Annotated in this window: 18 protein-coding genes; 1 reads left to right on the forward strand and 17 read right to left on the reverse strand. The window is 41.9% G+C overall.

Going from position 1 to position 16,593, the window contains the following annotated elements; genetic code table 11:
• Positions 1–70: 70 nt before the first annotated feature.
• Complete coding sequence (locus tag FN960_RS18335; RefSeq protein ID WP_143850321.1) at positions 71–1,903, reverse strand: ATP-binding protein; 1,833 nt, start codon at positions 1,901–1,903, stop codon at positions 71–73.
• 22 nt (positions 1,904–1,925) lie between these two features.
• Positions 1,926–2,882: a DNA double-strand break repair nuclease NurA gene (locus FN960_RS18340; protein WP_143850322.1), complete on the reverse strand. Its 957-nt coding sequence runs from the start codon at positions 2,880–2,882 to the stop codon at positions 1,926–1,928.
• A gap of 346 nt (positions 2,883–3,228) precedes the next feature.
• On the opposite strand from FN960_RS18340, the gene abrB reads away from it, so the two are divergent.
• On the forward strand, positions 3,229–3,513 hold the full coding sequence (abrB, locus tag FN960_RS18345) for a transition state genes transcriptional regulator AbrB (RefSeq protein ID WP_143850323.1): 285 nt from the start codon (positions 3,229–3,231) through the stop codon (positions 3,511–3,513).
• 595 nt (positions 3,514–4,108) lie between these two features.
• Here the strand turns inward: abrB and rsmI are convergent.
• The 15 genes from rsmI to yknW all read right to left on the reverse strand — a co-directional run bounded on the left by rsmI (position 4,109) and on the right by yknW (position 15,539).
• A complete protein-coding gene (gene rsmI, locus FN960_RS18350) occupies positions 4,109–4,975 on the reverse strand; it encodes a 16S rRNA (cytidine(1402)-2'-O)-methyltransferase (protein ID WP_143850324.1) in 867 nt (288 codons plus the stop codon).
• A complete protein-coding gene (locus tag FN960_RS18355; protein WP_143850325.1) occupies positions 4,947–5,237 on the reverse strand; it encodes a GIY-YIG nuclease family protein in 291 nt (96 codons plus the stop codon). The genes rsmI and FN960_RS18355 overlap by 29 nt, the downstream gene beginning before the upstream one ends.
• The gene (locus FN960_RS18360) at positions 5,234–5,971 is read right to left on the reverse strand and encodes a tRNA1(Val) (adenine(37)-N6)-methyltransferase (RefSeq protein ID WP_143850326.1); all 738 of its coding nucleotides are present in this window, start codon (positions 5,969–5,971) and stop codon (positions 5,234–5,236) included. The genes FN960_RS18355 and FN960_RS18360 overlap by 4 nt, the downstream gene beginning before the upstream one ends.
• 91 nt (positions 5,972–6,062) lie before the next feature.
• A complete protein-coding gene (gene yabA / locus FN960_RS18365) occupies positions 6,063–6,413 on the reverse strand; it encodes a DNA replication initiation control protein YabA (RefSeq protein WP_143850327.1) in 351 nt (116 codons plus the stop codon).
• 12 nt (positions 6,414–6,425) lie between these two features.
• Positions 6,426–7,253 carry a PSP1 domain-containing protein gene (locus FN960_RS18370; protein WP_143850328.1) on the reverse strand — a complete coding sequence of 276 codons (828 nt, stop codon included), beginning with the start codon at positions 7,251–7,253 and terminating at the stop codon, positions 6,426–6,428.
• Positions 7,254–7,256: 3 nt separating this feature from the next.
• Complete coding sequence (gene holB, locus FN960_RS18375) at positions 7,257–8,246, reverse strand: DNA polymerase III subunit delta' (RefSeq protein ID WP_143850329.1); 990 nt, start codon at positions 8,244–8,246, stop codon at positions 7,257–7,259.
• A 26-nt stretch (positions 8,247–8,272) separates the two neighbouring features.
• Positions 8,273–8,602 carry a cyclic di-AMP receptor DarA gene (darA, locus tag FN960_RS18380; protein WP_143850330.1) on the reverse strand — a complete coding sequence of 110 codons (330 nt, stop codon included), beginning with the start codon at positions 8,600–8,602 and terminating at the stop codon, positions 8,273–8,275.
• A gap of 18 nt (positions 8,603–8,620) precedes the next feature.
• Positions 8,621–9,262: a dTMP kinase gene (gene tmk / locus FN960_RS18385; RefSeq protein WP_143850331.1), complete on the reverse strand. Its 642-nt coding sequence runs from the start codon at positions 9,260–9,262 to the stop codon at positions 8,621–8,623.
• A complete protein-coding gene (locus FN960_RS18390; RefSeq protein ID WP_143850332.1) occupies positions 9,262–10,710 on the reverse strand; it encodes an aminotransferase class I/II-fold pyridoxal phosphate-dependent enzyme in 1,449 nt (482 codons plus the stop codon). Before FN960_RS18390 ends, tmk begins: the two co-directional genes overlap by 1 nt.
• A gap of 106 nt (positions 10,711–10,816) precedes the next feature.
• Positions 10,817–11,017, reverse strand: a complete 201-nt coding sequence (locus FN960_RS18395; RefSeq protein WP_143850333.1) for a sigma factor G inhibitor Gin — start codon at positions 11,015–11,017, stop codon at positions 10,817–10,819.
• A 117-nt stretch (positions 11,018–11,134) separates the two neighbouring features.
• Complete coding sequence (locus FN960_RS18400) at positions 11,135–11,803, reverse strand: pentapeptide repeat-containing protein (RefSeq protein ID WP_143850334.1); 669 nt, start codon at positions 11,801–11,803, stop codon at positions 11,135–11,137.
• Between the two features lie 54 nt (positions 11,804–11,857).
• Positions 11,858–13,051, reverse strand: a complete 1,194-nt coding sequence (locus FN960_RS18405) for an ABC transporter permease (RefSeq protein WP_143850335.1) — start codon at positions 13,049–13,051, stop codon at positions 11,858–11,860.
• 12 nt (positions 13,052–13,063) lie between these two features.
• On the reverse strand, positions 13,064–13,732 hold the full coding sequence (locus FN960_RS18410) for an ABC transporter ATP-binding protein (RefSeq protein ID WP_143850336.1): 669 nt from the start codon (positions 13,730–13,732) through the stop codon (positions 13,064–13,066).
• Entirely contained in the window at positions 13,725–14,834 is a 1,110-nt protein-coding gene (locus tag FN960_RS18415; RefSeq protein ID WP_143850337.1) for an efflux RND transporter periplasmic adaptor subunit, read from the reverse strand. Before FN960_RS18415 ends, FN960_RS18410 begins: the two co-directional genes overlap by 8 nt.
• Positions 14,835–14,867: 33 nt before the next feature.
• Positions 14,868–15,539 (reverse strand): YknW family membrane protein, encoded by a 672-nt coding sequence (gene yknW, locus FN960_RS18420; protein WP_185971103.1) that lies wholly within the window; start codon positions 15,537–15,539, stop codon positions 14,868–14,870.
• Between the last annotated feature and the right edge of the window lie 1,054 nt (positions 15,540–16,593).

The following is a 16,593-nucleotide window of genomic DNA, read 5'->3' on the forward strand; positions in this document are numbered from 1 at the left end:
CTTATCCGTTCATTGGAATGAATATATAACACAGTATATCCTAGAATATACCGAACCAACCCTACACGTGTCAAGCACGGTCATAAAGCGTGGCAAACGGGGTTTTCTGCTTAATTAGCAAATTTTCTCTACTTAAACGCTCTAGCTCCTGTTTCCATGTTGATACATCCCAACTCTTACCGACATCGCGGTTAAGCTGTGTCAGTTCCTTCATTAAATTCATTTCAGATAATGGTAGGTACGGTCGTAATGCCTCAAGCATGGTTTCATCACCTTGTGCATTCATCTGCTGCAGCTCATCAAATGGATTTAAGGTATGTGGACTTGTTGAATGAGCCATGCGAATGCGTACAGCCATCGTCCGTCCAATAATTGCAGAGGAAACAAACACATCTCCGGAACGAAGGTATGGAAGTCGTTTACCTTCTTCACTTGTAAGATCTGTTTCTTCTTTAATCGTTTGAATATCCGTGCCACGTACTGTTCGGAACACAAACTTAGAGTTAAGCTGCGCTGTAATTGTTTCATCAAGTAAAGTCGGGCGCTGAGTAGCAAATATCAGAAATACACCGTACTTTCGGCCCTCCTGCGCAATCTCCTTAAGCACCGATTTGGCTGGCGCATCAAAGCCCTTGGGTGCAAAGTTATGGGCCTCATCTGTCACCACAACAAATGGCGGGAAAAACTGGCCCTGCTCCTGCTGTAGCTTTGCATCCCGATATGAACGCCTTTGACCATATAACGAGCCAATAACATAGCTAGAAAAAACCTGAAGCAGCCAAACAGCCCCTTGGATAACAACTAGCTTCCCCTGATGAATACTCGTCTCAATGGCGCGAATATTTTGTTGAAACAGTCCTGCCTGGTGCAGACGATTGGCTCGCCACTGAATGCCTTTCACTGAAGATAACGGCAAGCTGCCATATTGATCAAGTAAAGACTTAAAGGTACTAAAGCGACTAATTTCATCTCTCGTCATGCCGCCATCGTGTAACATACCCTCCACCTTTTGCTTACCCATCTCCAGTGCTTCTGATAGGTTGGCCACGCGATCACTAAATGATTGGTAGCTGTCCCGACGCTTATGTATGCTTTGAATGACATTGACCATTGATTCCGTTAACGAGCCAGAAGCAGAGAGCAATCGTTCAACGTCCCTTGTTGAAAGCGCCGAGAAGTCAACCCCCACATCACGTCCAATCTGCACGACGTCGTATTGATCTGTGTAACTCGGAGCCTCCTCGACTCCCTCAGATTTTGCTGAAAAGTTCATTTCAAAATGCGGATCAAATACAAGTGTCGGAATCTTAAGCTTCATCAGCTCTTCAAGCATAACCCGTAACCCAAACGACTTACCCGATCCAGAGCCCCCAAACACTCCAATGTGCGGGTACTGCTGCATCGCCCGAATATCAAAAATAAATGGCACGCCATTTTGTTTGCGCAGAACTCCCTGTTCCTGCATATGCAATAACCCGTCTAAGTCCGACGGCAAAGAAGGTGCAATAAAATCAGTTGATTTAATCTCTCCTAGCACCATGCCTTCGGTCGCAGAAGTGGTCACGAGTAAATCTTTTATTTCCTCAAAAGCCGGATGTCGAACAACTGCTCCCGTTTGAATCGGCTGAACAGCCTCTTCAAATAAACGCACCTTCGCTAAATGAATATCATCTGCCCCAATATCGTAACCAATTTGCTCTAATGTTTCGAGCACACTTTGATCAGCCAATCCTTTATCAAAACCCATTGGAATATAACGGTTATAAGAAAAGGTTTCAACCACCTCTCCTTTTGGGTCAAATAAATCCGCATCTTCAAGGACAACGAGCTCGTTCATTCGAAATTTATGAGTCTTTGAAGCGACATATACTTCATGCTGTGTCGTTACTCCTACAATTTGCATCGTCATCATCTCCTGCTCTCTATTAATAAGGTCTTTGGTTACGCTTTTTTGTGAAATAACGATGCCTTGTCTCTGCATCTAGATACTGCTCTATTAATCCATCAACTAGCTTATCAGAGATTCGAATCTCTCGGTCTACATAATCTAGCCAGAGCGGGATTCCTCTGCCATCTTTTGGTGTGATCGTATAAAGTAAATCAGAGATCTCCTCTCTACGATACGCCTGCTCCTCTAACATATCAAATCCAGTAATCTGAGGGTCAGATCCAAACCTTGCCCAGACTGACTGTAATCCTGCTTTATGCTGAATTTCTTCTATATAAATGCTTTCTCCTTGCTTAAGCACTCCAAATAATAAATCACGATCATAGTTATAGGCTCTGTCTGCATAATCCGAAAAGGCGTGTAGTTTTACTAGATTTTCTGTAGTAATTTCCTCAGACACTCCTATAAGGAGTACATCACGATCCAATGCTGCTTGGCGTAGCCTCTCCCAATCCTCTTCAGCATCTATGCGGTAATGGTAGAGTGCTCCATCCATAAGCAAATACGCGAGCTCTCTTTCTTCTATTAACTGTAAAGCTGCTTGGAGCTCTAGTTTTGCTAACAGATGTGAACGCCAATTAATAGGCTGTTTTTCATCCTCTTTATCCATGTCATCTAATAAAGGGACATATACGTCTGATTTTCTAATCTCATGGCCAGTTGTTGTTTTAGCTAGTGACTGGAAGAAATAAATAACATGGGGTGGCTCGCTTTTTGTCTGATTCACAGACCCATCTACTCCAGCAATCTCTTTATTATCCAGTAATTCTGCAAGTTTTTCCTTAGAAAGCTGCTGCATTTGTCGAAAAACTGCCAAACTAGTACCTAGTTTTTGTCGAATTATGTCGTTATTACTTCCTGGCTTTTGATATTGATTTCGGAGCTTTTCTCCTACATTTATTAATTTCTCTACGATTTTGTGTTCGATATCCATCAAAAACACATCCTTTATCCTAGTCATCTATTCATACATCATACATGATTAATTCCTATTGTATCAGGGTATAGACTATTGTTTCGACTTTTCGACATAACTTCCTATTATCCTAATATTTACTGAACATAAATATACTACGTATTTTCCCAATCTTTAAACAGAACAAATTATAAACTTTTTCTAAAAAAACATTTGACTTGTTTTGGAAACCTTGGTATTCTTAGTGTAGATAAAATCTGTCGAATTATGACACTACCAAAAATGAGTTCTTTTTCTAAGTTTAGCAGATTCCTTTGCTAAAAATTAGAGGAGTTCTCTTACACTCGAGAGGAGAATATATAGCATGAAATCTACTGGAATTGTACGTAAGGTTGATGAACTAGGACGAGTGGTAATTCCGATTGAGCTTCGTCGTACATTGGACATTGCTGAGAAGGATGCTCTTGAAATCTACGTTGATAACGAGCGCATCATCTTGAAGAAATACAAGCCTAACATGACTTGTCAAATCACTGGAGAGGTTTCTGATGATAACCTATCCATTGCTAATGGCAAAATCATTCTTAGCCCACAAGGTGCTGAGGAAATTCTTAAAGATCTTCAAAACTACGTATCTCAAAATAAATAAGCTAGATACGTGATTGCTTGGCCTGTTGACCTTTTGTCGACAGGCTTTTTGTTTGGGTTTTGGGTATATTGAACTAAAAATAGCCGATTCTCCTATGTTTAACATGTTGTGAGAATCAGCTAACTTTCTAATTTATAATCCAATAAACTATGACGAAAATGTATGTGTAAATGAACGTGAGTTTTTATGGATAGAGGGCGGCTCATGATCCATGATTTTGTCCGTCGCTCCCAAAATCATGGCACTTACCCAAGGCAAGGTAATTGGCTAATCTTGCTCTGCCATCTTATCTCAATGAACTTTTTTATCGAGGTCACTGAAAAATTTCTAAAACTGTGAACTTTCACGTTAGCGGAAGGAGAACCCGAAGACTCCTGCGGAACAGAACGCGGCAGACCGACATCTAAGTGGTGGGTTTCCACTTCGAGGGCTGAGGCCGTTCTTGCGGGTGCTAGGGTTCTCCTGAAGCGGCACCACTCAACTCATTCTTACATGACTTTTTCAATGGCCTCCTTTTTATCCCGCAGGATGAGGTAGGCAACAGTATTACTATTTTCATAATAATAAGGAATTGATCCACCATTATAAGATATGACTACTCAACATGGTAGGATTGATAAATCTCTCTTTTGGGTTGATCTCGATCTATCGCCACCTGTTTGATCGCTTCCTTTGAAGACATTCCAAGGGAAATATAATGTTCGATATGCTGATTGAGCTCAAGTTGGTCCCACCACTTATCTTCTTGCTTCTCTTGATTCGACCCCTCAACTACTAACACAAATTCACCCTTAATTGTACCCAGCTCTATCCATTCAATAGCTTCTTCCAAAGTTCCACGCTGATACTCTTCAAATTTCTTTGTCAGCTCTCGTCCAATGCTGATAAAACGATTACCTAATACGTCATGAAGAGCTACTAGAGTTTCTTTAAGTCGATGTGGTGACTCATAAAATACGAGCGTAGCCTTTATAGATGATAATATCTCTAGTTCCTCTAAGCGATGCTTTTTCTGGCGAGGTAAGAATCCATGATAATAAAAATGATCTGTAGATAATCCGGATGCAACTAATGCAGTTAAAGCTGCATTGGCACCAGGTAATACAACCACCGCTATTTCCGAGGAAATAGCCTGCTGCACAATTTCCTGTCCCGGATCTGAAATGGCTGGCATGCCTGCATCACTTACAAGTGCAATGCTGCGTCCATTCTTAACCTGGGTGATCAACTGTGAGCCGATTTTACCTTTTGTATGTTCATCATAGCGCAATAAGGGTGTATGAATGTCAAAGTGACTGCACAGCTTTCGGGTTTGCCGTGTATCCTCTGCCGCAATACTATCTACTTCCTTTAAAATGCGGACAGCGCGAAACGTCATATCCTCTAAATTCCCAATGGGTGTGGGTACAAGATATAGGACGCCTTTTTCTGGGTTAGTCTGAAAGCTTTTTTGCTGTTGCATAGACGGTAGCCCTCCTTTCATGAACATATTCTTCTTTTTTGGCACGAGGCATTTTTTTTAATGCATATTCGAGCTTCATCGCTTCGGTTTTGCTTTCGAAGGATTCTTCCCAAACCAATGTAACTGGGCCTCTTCCCCTTGTATACTTGGCTCCTTTTCCTTCATTATGCTTTTCAATTCTTCTCAGTAAATTGTTGGTGTAACCCGTATACCAGGTGTGATCGCTGCACTCTATGATGTAGACGTAATGACGCTCGCTCATTTATTCTCATAGACCTCCCTAAAGGACTTGGTATACGTTCCCTGTTCATCATATACACATAAGGTAGGAAGACATTTTAGACCTGGTTTCCCATCCTTAATTCCCTCAAGTAACACAATATTTGCTTCTTTTTTATCATTAGGCTGAATCAGCTGTAAGCGCTTTGGTTCAATTCGATACTTCCTCATAAGACTAATCATATCTGTTAGTCTTTCTGGACGATGAACAAGCGCTACCTTTCCTCTTTGCTTCACCATGGTTGATGCCGTTCGTATAACATCCTCCAATGTACAGTACACTTCATGACGTGCAATCGTAAAATGTTGGTTTTTGTTCTGATCTGATTGTGGATTGGTTGCGAAATAGGGAGGATTGCAGGTCACTGCATCAAATGAGCCAGCTGCAAGAGATCCAGGCAGATCATTAATATCAGCTAACACCGGCTGAATGCGAGCTTGCTTTCCATTATAATCAATCGATCGAACCGCCATATCATGTAAGCGCTCCTGTAATTCAACACTAATGATCTCTGCATGACTTCGTTCACTCATAACGAGTCCAATAATACCGTTCCCACCACATAAATCCAATATACGTCCTTTTTGAATAGGAACACTGATAAAGCGCCCTAACAGGACGGCATCTATTGAGAAAGAAAAAACCTCTTCACTTTGAATTATGGACAAAGACGTACCAGCAATATAATCAAGTCTTTCTTTCGCTAACAGTTTCATATCCCTATGCTCCTTCTTAACATCATACAAAGAAGAGGCCACCCAAGCTCAATTCATCGGGTTGGCCTCTTCTCATGAGGTGGGGCATCTATTATTTCTTTTGATGCAGGAACGATAAACAAAACAAACAATCTTCACCATCTGGACGGAGGCTTCCGTAGTGCGTGTTGCAAATGTGAAATCCTTCCTGATATAGGCGTGCCAAATTGTCGTGTCCTTCTCCGATCATTGGTTTGCCTTTATCCTTCGCTTGCGTTTGTTTCTCGTTCTGCTGCATCTCCCAATCAAAACGCTCTCTTAAATTCTTATTCTCTATTTGGAGATAGTGATTCTCTTCAATCAGGTATGCAAGCTGTTCCTTAAGCCCACTTAACTCTTGGTGAAGCAATCCAATGCCTTCCTCCATTTGGCTAACCTTCTTAAAGACCGCCTTTTTGTCCACGTTTCCACCCCATCATTCTGCGGATTCAGCTGAAAAAGCACGTGTTCCGTTCAATTCATCCAATGTAAATTCAAGCACTTGTTCTCCTTCAAGCATATCTACTTGGACAATCTTCTCGAGTAGGTTTAGCCCAATAACCTTACCCACTCCATCTGGCGTCCGGATTTCTTTTCCAACATCAGGAAGTTCTCTCTTTGCTTCTTCATACGTATCATTCTCGTACTTTAAGCAGCACATTAATCGACCACATAAGCCAGAAATCTTAGCTGGGTTTAAGGAAAGATTCTGATCTTTCGCCATTTTAATGGAAACAGGTTCAAAGTCTCCAAGAAAAGAGGAACAGCAGAGAACTCGACCACATGGCCCAATTCCACCTAGCATCTTTGCCTCGTCCCTGACCCCAATTTGTCTTAGCTCGATTCTTGTCCGGAACACAGCTGCGAGATCTTTAACTAGCTCTCGAAAGTCAATGCGTCCATCTGCAGTAAAGTAAAACAGAACCTTATTACGATCAAACGTATATTCAACATCAACCAGCTTCATATCAAGCTGATGCTCAACAATTTTCTCTGAACAGACTTCAAATGCTCTAAGAGCTGATTCTTCGTTCTCAGTCACTGTTAATTTGTCCTTAGCCGTAGCGATTCGCAGAACTTGCTTGAGTGGAAGAACAACGTCATTATCAGCGACTTCTTTCTCGGCGATAACGATGCTTCCAAACTCAATACCTCTCGACGTTTCAACAATAACAGCTTCACCCAGGTCCAACTTCACTTCTCCCGGAGAGAAGTAATAGATTTTGCCCGCTTTTTTAAAGCGAACGCCTACAACTTGATGCAACGTCTATACCTCCTGTATGCTGAGCAACAGCTTCTCCATAACAAGCTGGTAGTTCACGTTAGCGTTCAGATGACGTTTTGCCTCCAGCACGCCTGACAGATGCCTACTTATCTGCTTTTGTGAAATGGAGAGCGCGAGTTGTTCGTATTGTTCTTTCTGATCTGGAAAAACAAGCGCATCCGTCTTTCCGGTCTGTATATATAAAAGGTCTCTCAACCAAAAGAGTATCATATCAAGACCAGCTTCTTGTTGGCTTTTCTCTTTACATAAAGGAAGCCACTTGTCCTGCAAAGTTAGCAGAACCTGATTTGGTCTAAGATAAAGCTCTCCCATCAATTGTATCACTACGCTTCGGGCTTGTGCAATCCAATCTCCATCATTTAACTGACTTGCATGCTCTAAGTTTGTCGTTATTTCTGCAACCAATAAAGAAGAGAGTCTTGGGAAACCATGTTCCTGAAGCTTCTCTGCAAACAATTGCTTTGACAAAGGTGAAAATGACAATTGTTGGCTTCTTGAACGAACCGTTGGAAGCAAGCTGGATTCCCTCTCAGTCAACAAAAGAGCCATTGTTGGTGACTCAGGCTCCTCAAGAAATTTGAGCAGGCTGTTTGCCGCACTGGCTGTCATCTTATCCGCCTCAGAAATGATATACACTTTATAGGAGGATTCCATCCCGCGATATGTAAATTCCTTTTGTAAAAATTCTACTTGATGTTTCTTAATAGAGGCTCCATCGGGCGCCACTAAATGAACATCTGGATGATTGCCCTTTTCAATTCGATTACAGTCCACACACTGATGGCATGGCTCTACACCTTGCTTCTCTCTGCAAAAATAGCTCTTCGTAAGTTGAAGAGCTATTTCCTGCTTTCCTGTACCTGATTCACCCGCAAAAATATATGCATGAGATAGCCGGTCTTTTTCTAAACTTCTCATTAGAAAAGGCACAACCCTAGGCTGTGTATCTGTTAACTCATTCCACGTTTTCATGTAAACACATCCTTCAGTAGGACCCTTTAAAACTGCTCAAACTGATCAACAGGTAACGTAAATACCGTTGCTCCACCAACCTGTACCTCTACTGGGTATGGTACATACGAGTCTGCATTTCCACCCATTGGCGAAATAGGCGCGACTAGCTGCTCTCGACTTTCACAATTCTTCTTAATAATGGCCATCAAATCGGCTACCTTGTCATCCTCTATCCCAATGAGGAAGGTTGTATTTCCAGCTTTTAGAAATCCGCCCGTACTAGCGAGCTTGGTTGCTCTGAAATCTGCTTTAACAAGTGCATCGGATAATCTTGCACTGTCTTTATCCTGTACAACGGCAATAATTAATTTCATACTCAACCACTCCTTCATTTATTTATTATTATAGCTCAAAAACGCTTGAATCACACGAATCACTTCTTCTGTCACCTTTTCAATAGACTGATTAGCATCTATCGTTTGAATTCGTTCCGGATAGCGCCTTTTTACCTGCTCATACCCTTCTCTTACTGCATAATGAAAATCCAGCTTTTCCTGATCAAGCCGATTAAGCTCGCGAATGTTATCTGTTTGGATTCTGGAGAGTCCAATCTCTGGATCAACCTCAAAGTAAATGGTCAAATCCGGCATATGGCCCTCAATTGCAAATGCATTAATGGAAAGAACCTCATCCATCCCAAGCCCTCTTGCAAATCCTTGATAAGCCAGACTGCTGTCTATAAAACGATCACAAAGAACAAGTTTATTCTGTTCTATGGCTGGGAGAACTTTCTCAACTAGATGCTGCCTTCTTGCCGCTGCATAAAGCAGGGCCTCGGTGCGTCCATCCATTTCTGTGTGAGCAACGTCGAGAATGACATGACGAATCTCCTCCGCAATCCTAATACCACCCGGCTCTCTAGTCCGCAAAACATCATGCTTCGAATGAATTAACCATTGTTCTACTTTCTCTATAACGGTTGTTTTTCCTGCTCCTTCTCCACCTTCAAAAGTAATAAATTTTCCTTGTTTCATCACGTATCCTCCAAATCTTCCACTACACAAATCCCAATCTCCACCACATCTTCACCTTGAAATCGTGCCCCTGCCTGATTCAATTGCTTGATGTGTAAAAGTGTATCCTTTTCAATGCGTTGACCAGGGTACACTAAGGGGATGCCTGGGGGATAAGGGGTTACTTCTTCCGCGGCAATTCGTCCCTCAGCCTCCCAAAAGGCTACCCGATCTGTCTTTTTTGTATGTATATGTTTCTCGTATTCAATTGGAGCCCTTTTATCATTACGATGATTTTTTTGGTTGATAGGTGTTGGCTTTAACGGTACATTGCTTACTAACTCTTTGAGTTTAGTAAGGCATGCCTCTCCCGTTGTAAATGGCACTAAACCAAATACAAGCAAAACGTGATGCTCATCGGCAAGTTCAACGTCGATTCCAGCCTTATGAAACATCTCTGAAAGCTGATACCCATTTAATGTACAGGCTGTTCTTATTGTAACCTTTAACGGGTCATATTGGTAGCCAGTCCTGCTCCACTCTATTACGTCCAACTGTTCAATGGCATCAATTCCTGCTTTAAAATTCTGGATAGATTGCAGCGTTTTTGTCAGAAGATCTTTAGTATAGGTTTCAAGATAGCCTCTGGCTGCATCCAAGGAAGCCATAATTAAGTAGGATGGACTGCTTGATTGAAAGATCGATAATGCACGTTTCATCGCTTGCACTTCGTCTTCCCTCAGCTGATGATTCAGGTGAAGATACGACCCCATCGTTAAGGCGGGCAGCGTCTTGTGAGCAGACTGCACCACAGCATCGGCACCAGCAGATAATAAAGATTCTGGAAATGGCTCTCCTAGTACAAAGTGCGCACCATGTGCTTCATCTACTAAAACCTTGAGCCCTGCTCCCTTAGCTGTTTGGATTAATCCATTGCTTGGCAAACAGACACCATAATAATTAGGGTACGTCATAATTAGTGCGGTCGCCTCTGGATAACGTGCTAAGGCCGTAAGCAAAGACGACTCCGATATGCCGATAGCTAGGCCGGTTTCCTGATCTATCTCAGATTCTAAGTACACTGCATGGACCCCTGCAAGCTCCACTGCATGAAGGATTGATTTATGACTGTTACGCTGTACAAACACAACGTCCCCAGGCTGGCAAAGCGCATACACCATCGCCAAGTTCCCCGCTGTACTACCTCCCACTAGAAAAAAGCTCTCGGCCGCGTCATAAAAGGTGGCTGTCAGCTGCTGCGCCTCCTTAATTGGACCCGTAGGATGATGGAGATCATCAAGCCCTTCTAATTCTGTTAGATCAAAAGGCAGCACACACTTGAATGCCTCTAACCCTGGCGGAATGATTGCTCCATTTTTATGACCTGGAACATGAAAGGAAGTGGGATTCTTTTTAATATGATGATGTAGCGCAGATACTAAGGGAAAGCTTACGTGTGGCTGAGTCATTTGTTCTCCTCATTCCTCGTTTTTCAGTCTCTCCTATTCTAGCGTATGATGGAGATAATCTAAACAAAAAAACAAGCCATCCACTCAGCTTGTCTTTTCTTCTTATCTAGTTTGACGCTTTTAATATTCCTCGCATTTTGCTGACAAACACCAAGTAGTCCTCTGTTCCCGTCTCTGTTCCTACAATTTTACGTTCACAGTCTCCACACACAAACGAGTTGACTAGCTTATAGCCTGCTGTTTTCCTTGTTTCACAGATTAAGCAGCTCTGACCAAGCTGAATACGTATTGAACCTGTTCTCTTCATACGTTCTCACTCCTTTGTACCAGTATCGCCTAAGATCCCCTGTTCCAAACCATCCATTGAACTCTTCTTTACATATATTCATAAATGCCGGTCTATGTGCCTATGAAATTTTCTATATTAGCTCTCTTCATCTTCCACAATATAAAGCCCAAATGCTTTAACAAAAGCCGTAGCCTGTTCTGTAGAGATATAGCTACCTTTTAGATCATCCATGGAGACCGTTAACGTTTCAAATTGACAGCTACTTAAGTCGATACCGCTTAATGTAGTCTGTGAGAATTGAACCTCGTGAATATCACAGCGATTGAGTTCAACGTGTTCAAGTGACGCATCATAGAAATCAGCCCCTCTAAGGACACAGCGGTTAAAACGAACATGCTTAAGACTGACAAATGCGTAAGAAGAGAGCGGCATATGACAATCTATAAATTCAACATGTCGAAACGCAGCGTCTGCAAAATCCACACCTAAAAGCTTACATTCTATAAACTGAACACGGTGAAAAATGGCTCGTGGAACCTTCACATTTGAAAGATCACATTTTTTAAAGACAACATCGGAACATTCAAGAGCAGGCAGAACACATTCCTCAAAAGTAATCTGTGAAAAAGACACATGCTCAAAGATTACGCGCTCTGCCACCTCTCGTCTAAACGTGTGATCTGTTAGCTCAAATCGTTGATACAGTCCCTCTTCTTCGAGCCATAACTCGGAAGACAAGGGTTCAAGTCGATTAATATGTTTTGGAGCCTGAGGCTTGGCTTGCTGCTTTTTTTGACTCATCATGTATCCTCCATTCTTCCTTAAGCATAGCAAGTGTGAATGGAGCAGACAAGCCGATTATTCGTATCGAAGCGCCTCAATTGGATTTAGTTTTGCTGCTTTATTCGCCGGCATAATACCAAAAATAATACCAATGAACATAGAGAAGACCAACCCACCAATCACAACAGGAATCGATACGAGAATAGGCAGCCCAGCGATGGCTGAAATAATCATAACAAGAAGAGCTCCGCCAGCAATACCAATACTTCCACCGATTAACGTAAGGATAATAGATTCAATTAAAAATTGCTGCAAAATTTGCCCCCGAGTCGCACCAAGTGATTTCCGAATCCCAATCTCTCTTGTTCGCTCCGTCACAGAGACAAGCATAATATTCATTACACCAATACCGCCAACTAATAAGGAAATTCCAGCGATCCCACCAATGATCATCGTCATGATTCGAGTAACCTGGCCTAGCCCCTCTGCCATCTCCTCCATGTTCATGACCTGGTAAGCTTCCTCTGTGCCATACTTCTGGTTTAAATAATCTGCAGCCATTTCACCTGAAGCTTGCAGTTGATCTAAATCATTAGCTTGAATAGTTAATTGACTAAAATGACTATTTCCGTACAGAACCTTCCACGTCTCAGACGGCACATATACTTCATTTGTATTAAAAAAAGACAATAATCCTGTTGGTGGTTCCAACACACCAATAATTTCAACAGGCTGCTGCCCAATACGAATGATCTCTCCAATAGATGATTCATCACCAAACAATTCATCATCTAATGCATCTGAAATTAACACCTTTCGCTGCCCACCAACAAAGTCCATAGCTTGGAATGAATTTCCCGTGGCAACCGTAAAGCCTTGAACATCTAAATAAGCCTGATTCATTCCTAATATAGTGGCTTCTGTTTCTTCTGTTTGAAAACGAATGTTTCCAAACTCAACACTGTATGCAACAACCTTATCAATTCCGTCTAGCTGTTCTAACTCTCTTACATCATCAGAACTAAATGCCGATTCCCATGCTGAGGGATTACTTTGGAGCTCCTCCTCTGAAGGACTATAGAAGACCTCAGCCGTATTCCCCTCTCCGACAAGCTGTTCCTTAAGCATGGCCTCTCCACCCTGACCAATAGCCACAACAATAATGACAGATGCCACACCTATAATAATGCCTAGCATGGTTAACAGCGACCTCATTTTATGTGAACGAATGGAAGCGACAGCCATCCTAATATTTTCTGCTAAACCCATCACTTCACTCCTTTACAGCTTCTCGACGAGTCGACCATCTCGTACAAAAATCGTATGTTCGGTGTATTCAGCAACCTCTGGTTCATGAGTAACGATAGCTATAGTAGTCCCCTCTTTATTAAGCCCTGTCAAAAGTTCCATAATGTCAGCACTTGTTTTTGTATCAAGCGCGCCAGTTGGTTCATCCGCAAGAATGATGGTCGGTTCATTAACAAGAGACCTTGCAATGGCTACCCTTTGTTTTTGACCACCAGAAAGGGAGTTAGGAAGATAGTTAACTCGTTCTGCGAGCCCCACACGCTCCAGTGCATAGTGCGCACGTTCCTCACGTTCCTTTTTTCCAATCCCTGCATAGACCATTGGCAGTTCGACATTTTTGATAGCCGTTAAACGCGGCAATAGATGAAATTGCTGAAAAATGAATCCTATATATTTATTCCTCAGCTTCGCCAATTGGATATCGTCAAGCACGGTTACATTTTCTCCGTTAAGTAAATATTCTCCTGAGCTTGGTTGATCCAAGCAACCGAGTACATTCATTAACGTTGATTTTCCAGATCCTGAAGGACCCATAATAGCTGAGAAAGAACCCTCTGCAATTTCCAGATTAATATCCATTAAAACAGGGGTTTCCTCTGTCCCTACCATAAAAGACTTCGTAACGTTGTTTAGCTTAATCATTTTTTGTCACGTCATTTCCATCTTGTATGCCAGAGGGCTCTACAATGATTTCGTCCGTTTCAGTCAATCCCGTTTTTACTTCATACCGTTGATTAGTTTGGATACCTACTTCAACGTCTTTACGTACTGCCTTACCCTCTTCAACAGCTAAAACAAAGGATTGATCATCTTCGGTAATAAGTGCCGAGGCTGGTACGGTAAGAGCTGTCCGTTCCTCTGTCGCGATACGCAAAATGAGATTATAGCCAGGCTTTAATTGATCTAGCTCGCCTTCATTAAAATGAACCGTTAGCGGATACTCAGTTCGATCCATATCACCTGTCATTTCATTAGTTAGAGGCATAAGTCCTACCTCATGAACTGTGCCAGACCACTCAAGATCGGGCTGAGCATCAGATGTAATCGCTACATCTTGCCTACCTTCTACAACAAGCGAGTCATATTCGCTTAATGTTCCTTCAATCAATAACTGATCCGTTGATGCAATCTCCAAAATGGGCTGCTGTTCAACTGGATTCATTTCAGCTGAAAAAACGGTACCGGCGATATCACTTTTAATGAGTAGCTTATCATCTTGAGCCTCTAATTCATCCTGTTGTAGTAATAACTGACGCAAATCAAGATTGGCATTTTTCTTCTCAAATTCAAGCTGATCTTTTTCGGCTTGGATTGTCTCCTTTGCCTCTTTCTCTCCTAGCTCCTTTTTCAGCTCCTTTTCTCTTTCATCCAGAGCCTTCTCCTGCTTTTCTATGAAATTAATTTGTAGATAGCCTGACTCAATTTGTAGCGCTAGTGTTTCTTTCTCGGAATCAGCCTGCCCTCCATCATATTGAAGTAAGGATGATCCTTCTTCTACAACATCACCTTCTTCAACGAGAAGCTCATAGCTCTCACCCAGCTCTGGGGAGAAGTAGATCGTTTGCTGCTTTTCTGTTTTCACTGTCCCAGGCAGCATCACTTCAGCCTTAACAGATTCCATCGTTGGTGTTTCTACATCTACAGCTTGGGAACCCCCACTTTGAGATTGAACAACAGCTACGGTTGTAAACGAAACAATAAGTAAGATTATACCCACTGCAATGAGGATCTTTTTTTTATTCATAGGCTCACACTCCTTGATTGATTGTAAAACGAATTATTGAATGCCTGAGGTAAGGTAAGCAATAAATGCGGTTATTAAACTTAATACAATTGGAAGCGACCATGCAGCGCCTTTATTAAAACCAGCGACATATCCCAGGCCTAGCGCAGTTAAAATAATGTACCAAATATTAAAAATATCAAAGAAGCTAAGTAACGGAGCCAAAGGGTCTAACGGATCAAATAACATACTAACGCCTGTTACCACCGTCATAGGATCCAAATTAAATAAAACAACTACAATTGAATTAAACAGAGAACCTAGAGCGACGATTAAACTAACATATAACATCATAGAGAATAATTGTTTAAAGGAAACCATACTACCTAACACCTTACCTACTACCCAAAAGATAAAGGCAGGAAGAAGCGATATAAACACAGGAACAAACAGTCCACTTATAAATACGATTAAACGCGTAAATACCTCCATTGCCTCGGCAAATTCATTACTTGTATCCAACCCTTGCTCAAGAGTCATCTGTATCACTGCACTATAATCAGGTATATATGCTATTAATCCTGAAGCAATTAAACTAATGGCAATTAAAATAAATAAAGGAATGACCACTAAAGGTGTATCTTTTATTCTCTGAAATTGCACAATTGGACTAGTAAATATTCCAATGACTGATGGTTTAGCTGTTGATGAATCTACTGAATTCAAATAAAACCCCTCCAAAAAATTGTAATATCTTTCTTACGTTGTAAAAACTAAAATGTTTCATAAAAATTATGTATTGGTGTACTACTTAAACAGTACACTAAATTAAAGAAAAAGAAAACACTTTTTTCCATAAAAGTGTTCATTGTTTTGTAAGTATGAAGGTGAATTTTACCTGGGAGGGGGTATTGGTAAGTGCGCTCTTTCTTGGCATGGTGGGTTAGTTCTTGGTTTGGAGTTTGGAGCTCGTTATTCTAGGTAATGGGCTTATGGCTCTTTAAGATGAGCTTTTCCTTCTTGGTAAAGAAGGTTCTACTTTTGAACTCGGTCATGAGCTTCTCTTTGTAGTTAGGCCGTCTGCTTCTTCTTGGTAAATTTGCTTTTCTCTTGGTGCGGTGGAGATTCTTCTTCGTATGGACCTCTGGTTCTTGGTAAAACAGGGTTCTCTCTTGGTGACGGAGGTATAGTTCTTGGTATGGCGTCCTGGCTCTTGGTAATGGGAGGATTGCTCTTGCTATGAATCGCTTCTTTCTTGGTATAGTGAGGTCGCTCTTGGTTTGGAGCTCATTGCTCTTGGTATTGAGTTCTTCCTTCTTGGTAATGTTGTTCCCCTTCTTGGTAAAGAAGGTTCTGCTTATGAACTTGGTCATGAGCTTCTCTTCATAGTTAGGCCGTCTGCTGCTTCTTGGTAAATCTGCTTTTCTCTTGGTGCGGAGGGAATTCTCCTTGGTATGGCGCTCCCGCCCTTGGTAAAACAGGGTTCCTTCTTGGTGATGGGTGTATGATTCTTGGTACGGCCACCTGGCTCTTGATAAAACATGGTTTCCTCTTGGTATGAATTGCTTCTTTCTTGGTACGGCGCCTTGGACCTTAGTAACGATCTCTTTCTCCTTGGCATGGTGCTTACTGCTCTTGATGAGTCGCTTTCCCTTCTCCGTACAATCAAATGCCTTCCCATCTCTTCATAATCCACACACAAAAAAACCACCCATTCGAAGGAATGGATGGTTTTCTTTAGTGCCCGGCAACGTTCTACTCTCGCAGGGGGAAGCCCCCA

This window comes from Alkalicoccobacillus porphyridii, assembly GCF_007293315.1.
Taxonomy (GTDB): Bacteria; Bacillota; Bacilli; order Bacillales; family Bacillaceae_D; genus Alkalicoccobacillus; species Alkalicoccobacillus porphyridii.

Excerpts from the sequence above, each read along its gene's own strand:
- FN960_RS18335 (WP_143850321.1), bottom strand. The coding sequence starts at position 1,903 with ATGCAAATTGTAGGAGTAACGACACAGCATGAAGTATATGTCGCTTCA.
- FN960_RS18340 (WP_143850322.1), bottom strand. The coding sequence starts at position 2,882 with ATGGATATCGAACACAAAATCGTAGAGAAATTAATAAATGTAGGAGAA.
- darA (WP_143850330.1), bottom strand. The coding sequence starts at position 8,602 with ATGAAATTAATTATTGCCGTTGTACAGGATAAAGACAGTGCAAGATTA.
- FN960_RS18405 (WP_143850335.1), bottom strand. The coding sequence starts at position 13,051 with ATGGGTTTAGCAGAAAATATTAGGATGGCTGTCGCTTCCATTCGTTCA.
- FN960_RS18360 (WP_143850326.1), bottom strand. The coding sequence starts at position 5,971 with ATGAAACTGTTAGCGAAAGAAAGACTTGATTATATTGCTGGTACGTCT.
- FN960_RS18395 (WP_143850333.1), bottom strand. The coding sequence starts at position 11,017 with ATGAAGAGAACAGGTTCAATACGTATTCAGCTTGGTCAGAGCTGCTTA.
- FN960_RS18390 (WP_143850332.1), bottom strand. The coding sequence starts at position 10,710 with ATGACTCAGCCACACGTAAGCTTTCCCTTAGTATCTGCGCTACATCAT.
- holB (WP_143850329.1), bottom strand. The coding sequence starts at position 8,246 with ATGAAAACGTGGAATGAGTTAACAGATACACAGCCTAGGGTTGTGCCT.
- abrB (WP_143850323.1), top strand. The coding sequence starts at position 3,229 with ATGAAATCTACTGGAATTGTACGTAAGGTTGATGAACTAGGACGAGTG.
- FN960_RS18415 (WP_143850337.1), bottom strand. The coding sequence starts at position 14,834 with ATGAATAAAAAAAAGATCCTCATTGCAGTGGGTATAATCTTACTTATT.
- FN960_RS18355 (WP_143850325.1), bottom strand. The coding sequence starts at position 5,237 with ATGAGCGAGCGTCATTACGTCTACATCATAGAGTGCAGCGATCACACC.
- FN960_RS18410 (WP_143850336.1), bottom strand. The coding sequence starts at position 13,732 with ATGATTAAGCTAAACAACGTTACGAAGTCTTTTATGGTAGGGACAGAG.
- tmk (WP_143850331.1), bottom strand. The coding sequence starts at position 9,262 with ATGAAACAAGGAAAATTTATTACTTTTGAAGGTGGAGAAGGAGCAGGA.
- rsmI (WP_143850324.1), bottom strand. The coding sequence starts at position 4,975 with ATGCAACAGCAAAAAAGCTTTCAGACTAACCCAGAAAAAGGCGTCCTA.
- FN960_RS18400 (WP_143850334.1), bottom strand. The coding sequence starts at position 11,803 with ATGATGAGTCAAAAAAAGCAGCAAGCCAAGCCTCAGGCTCCAAAACAT.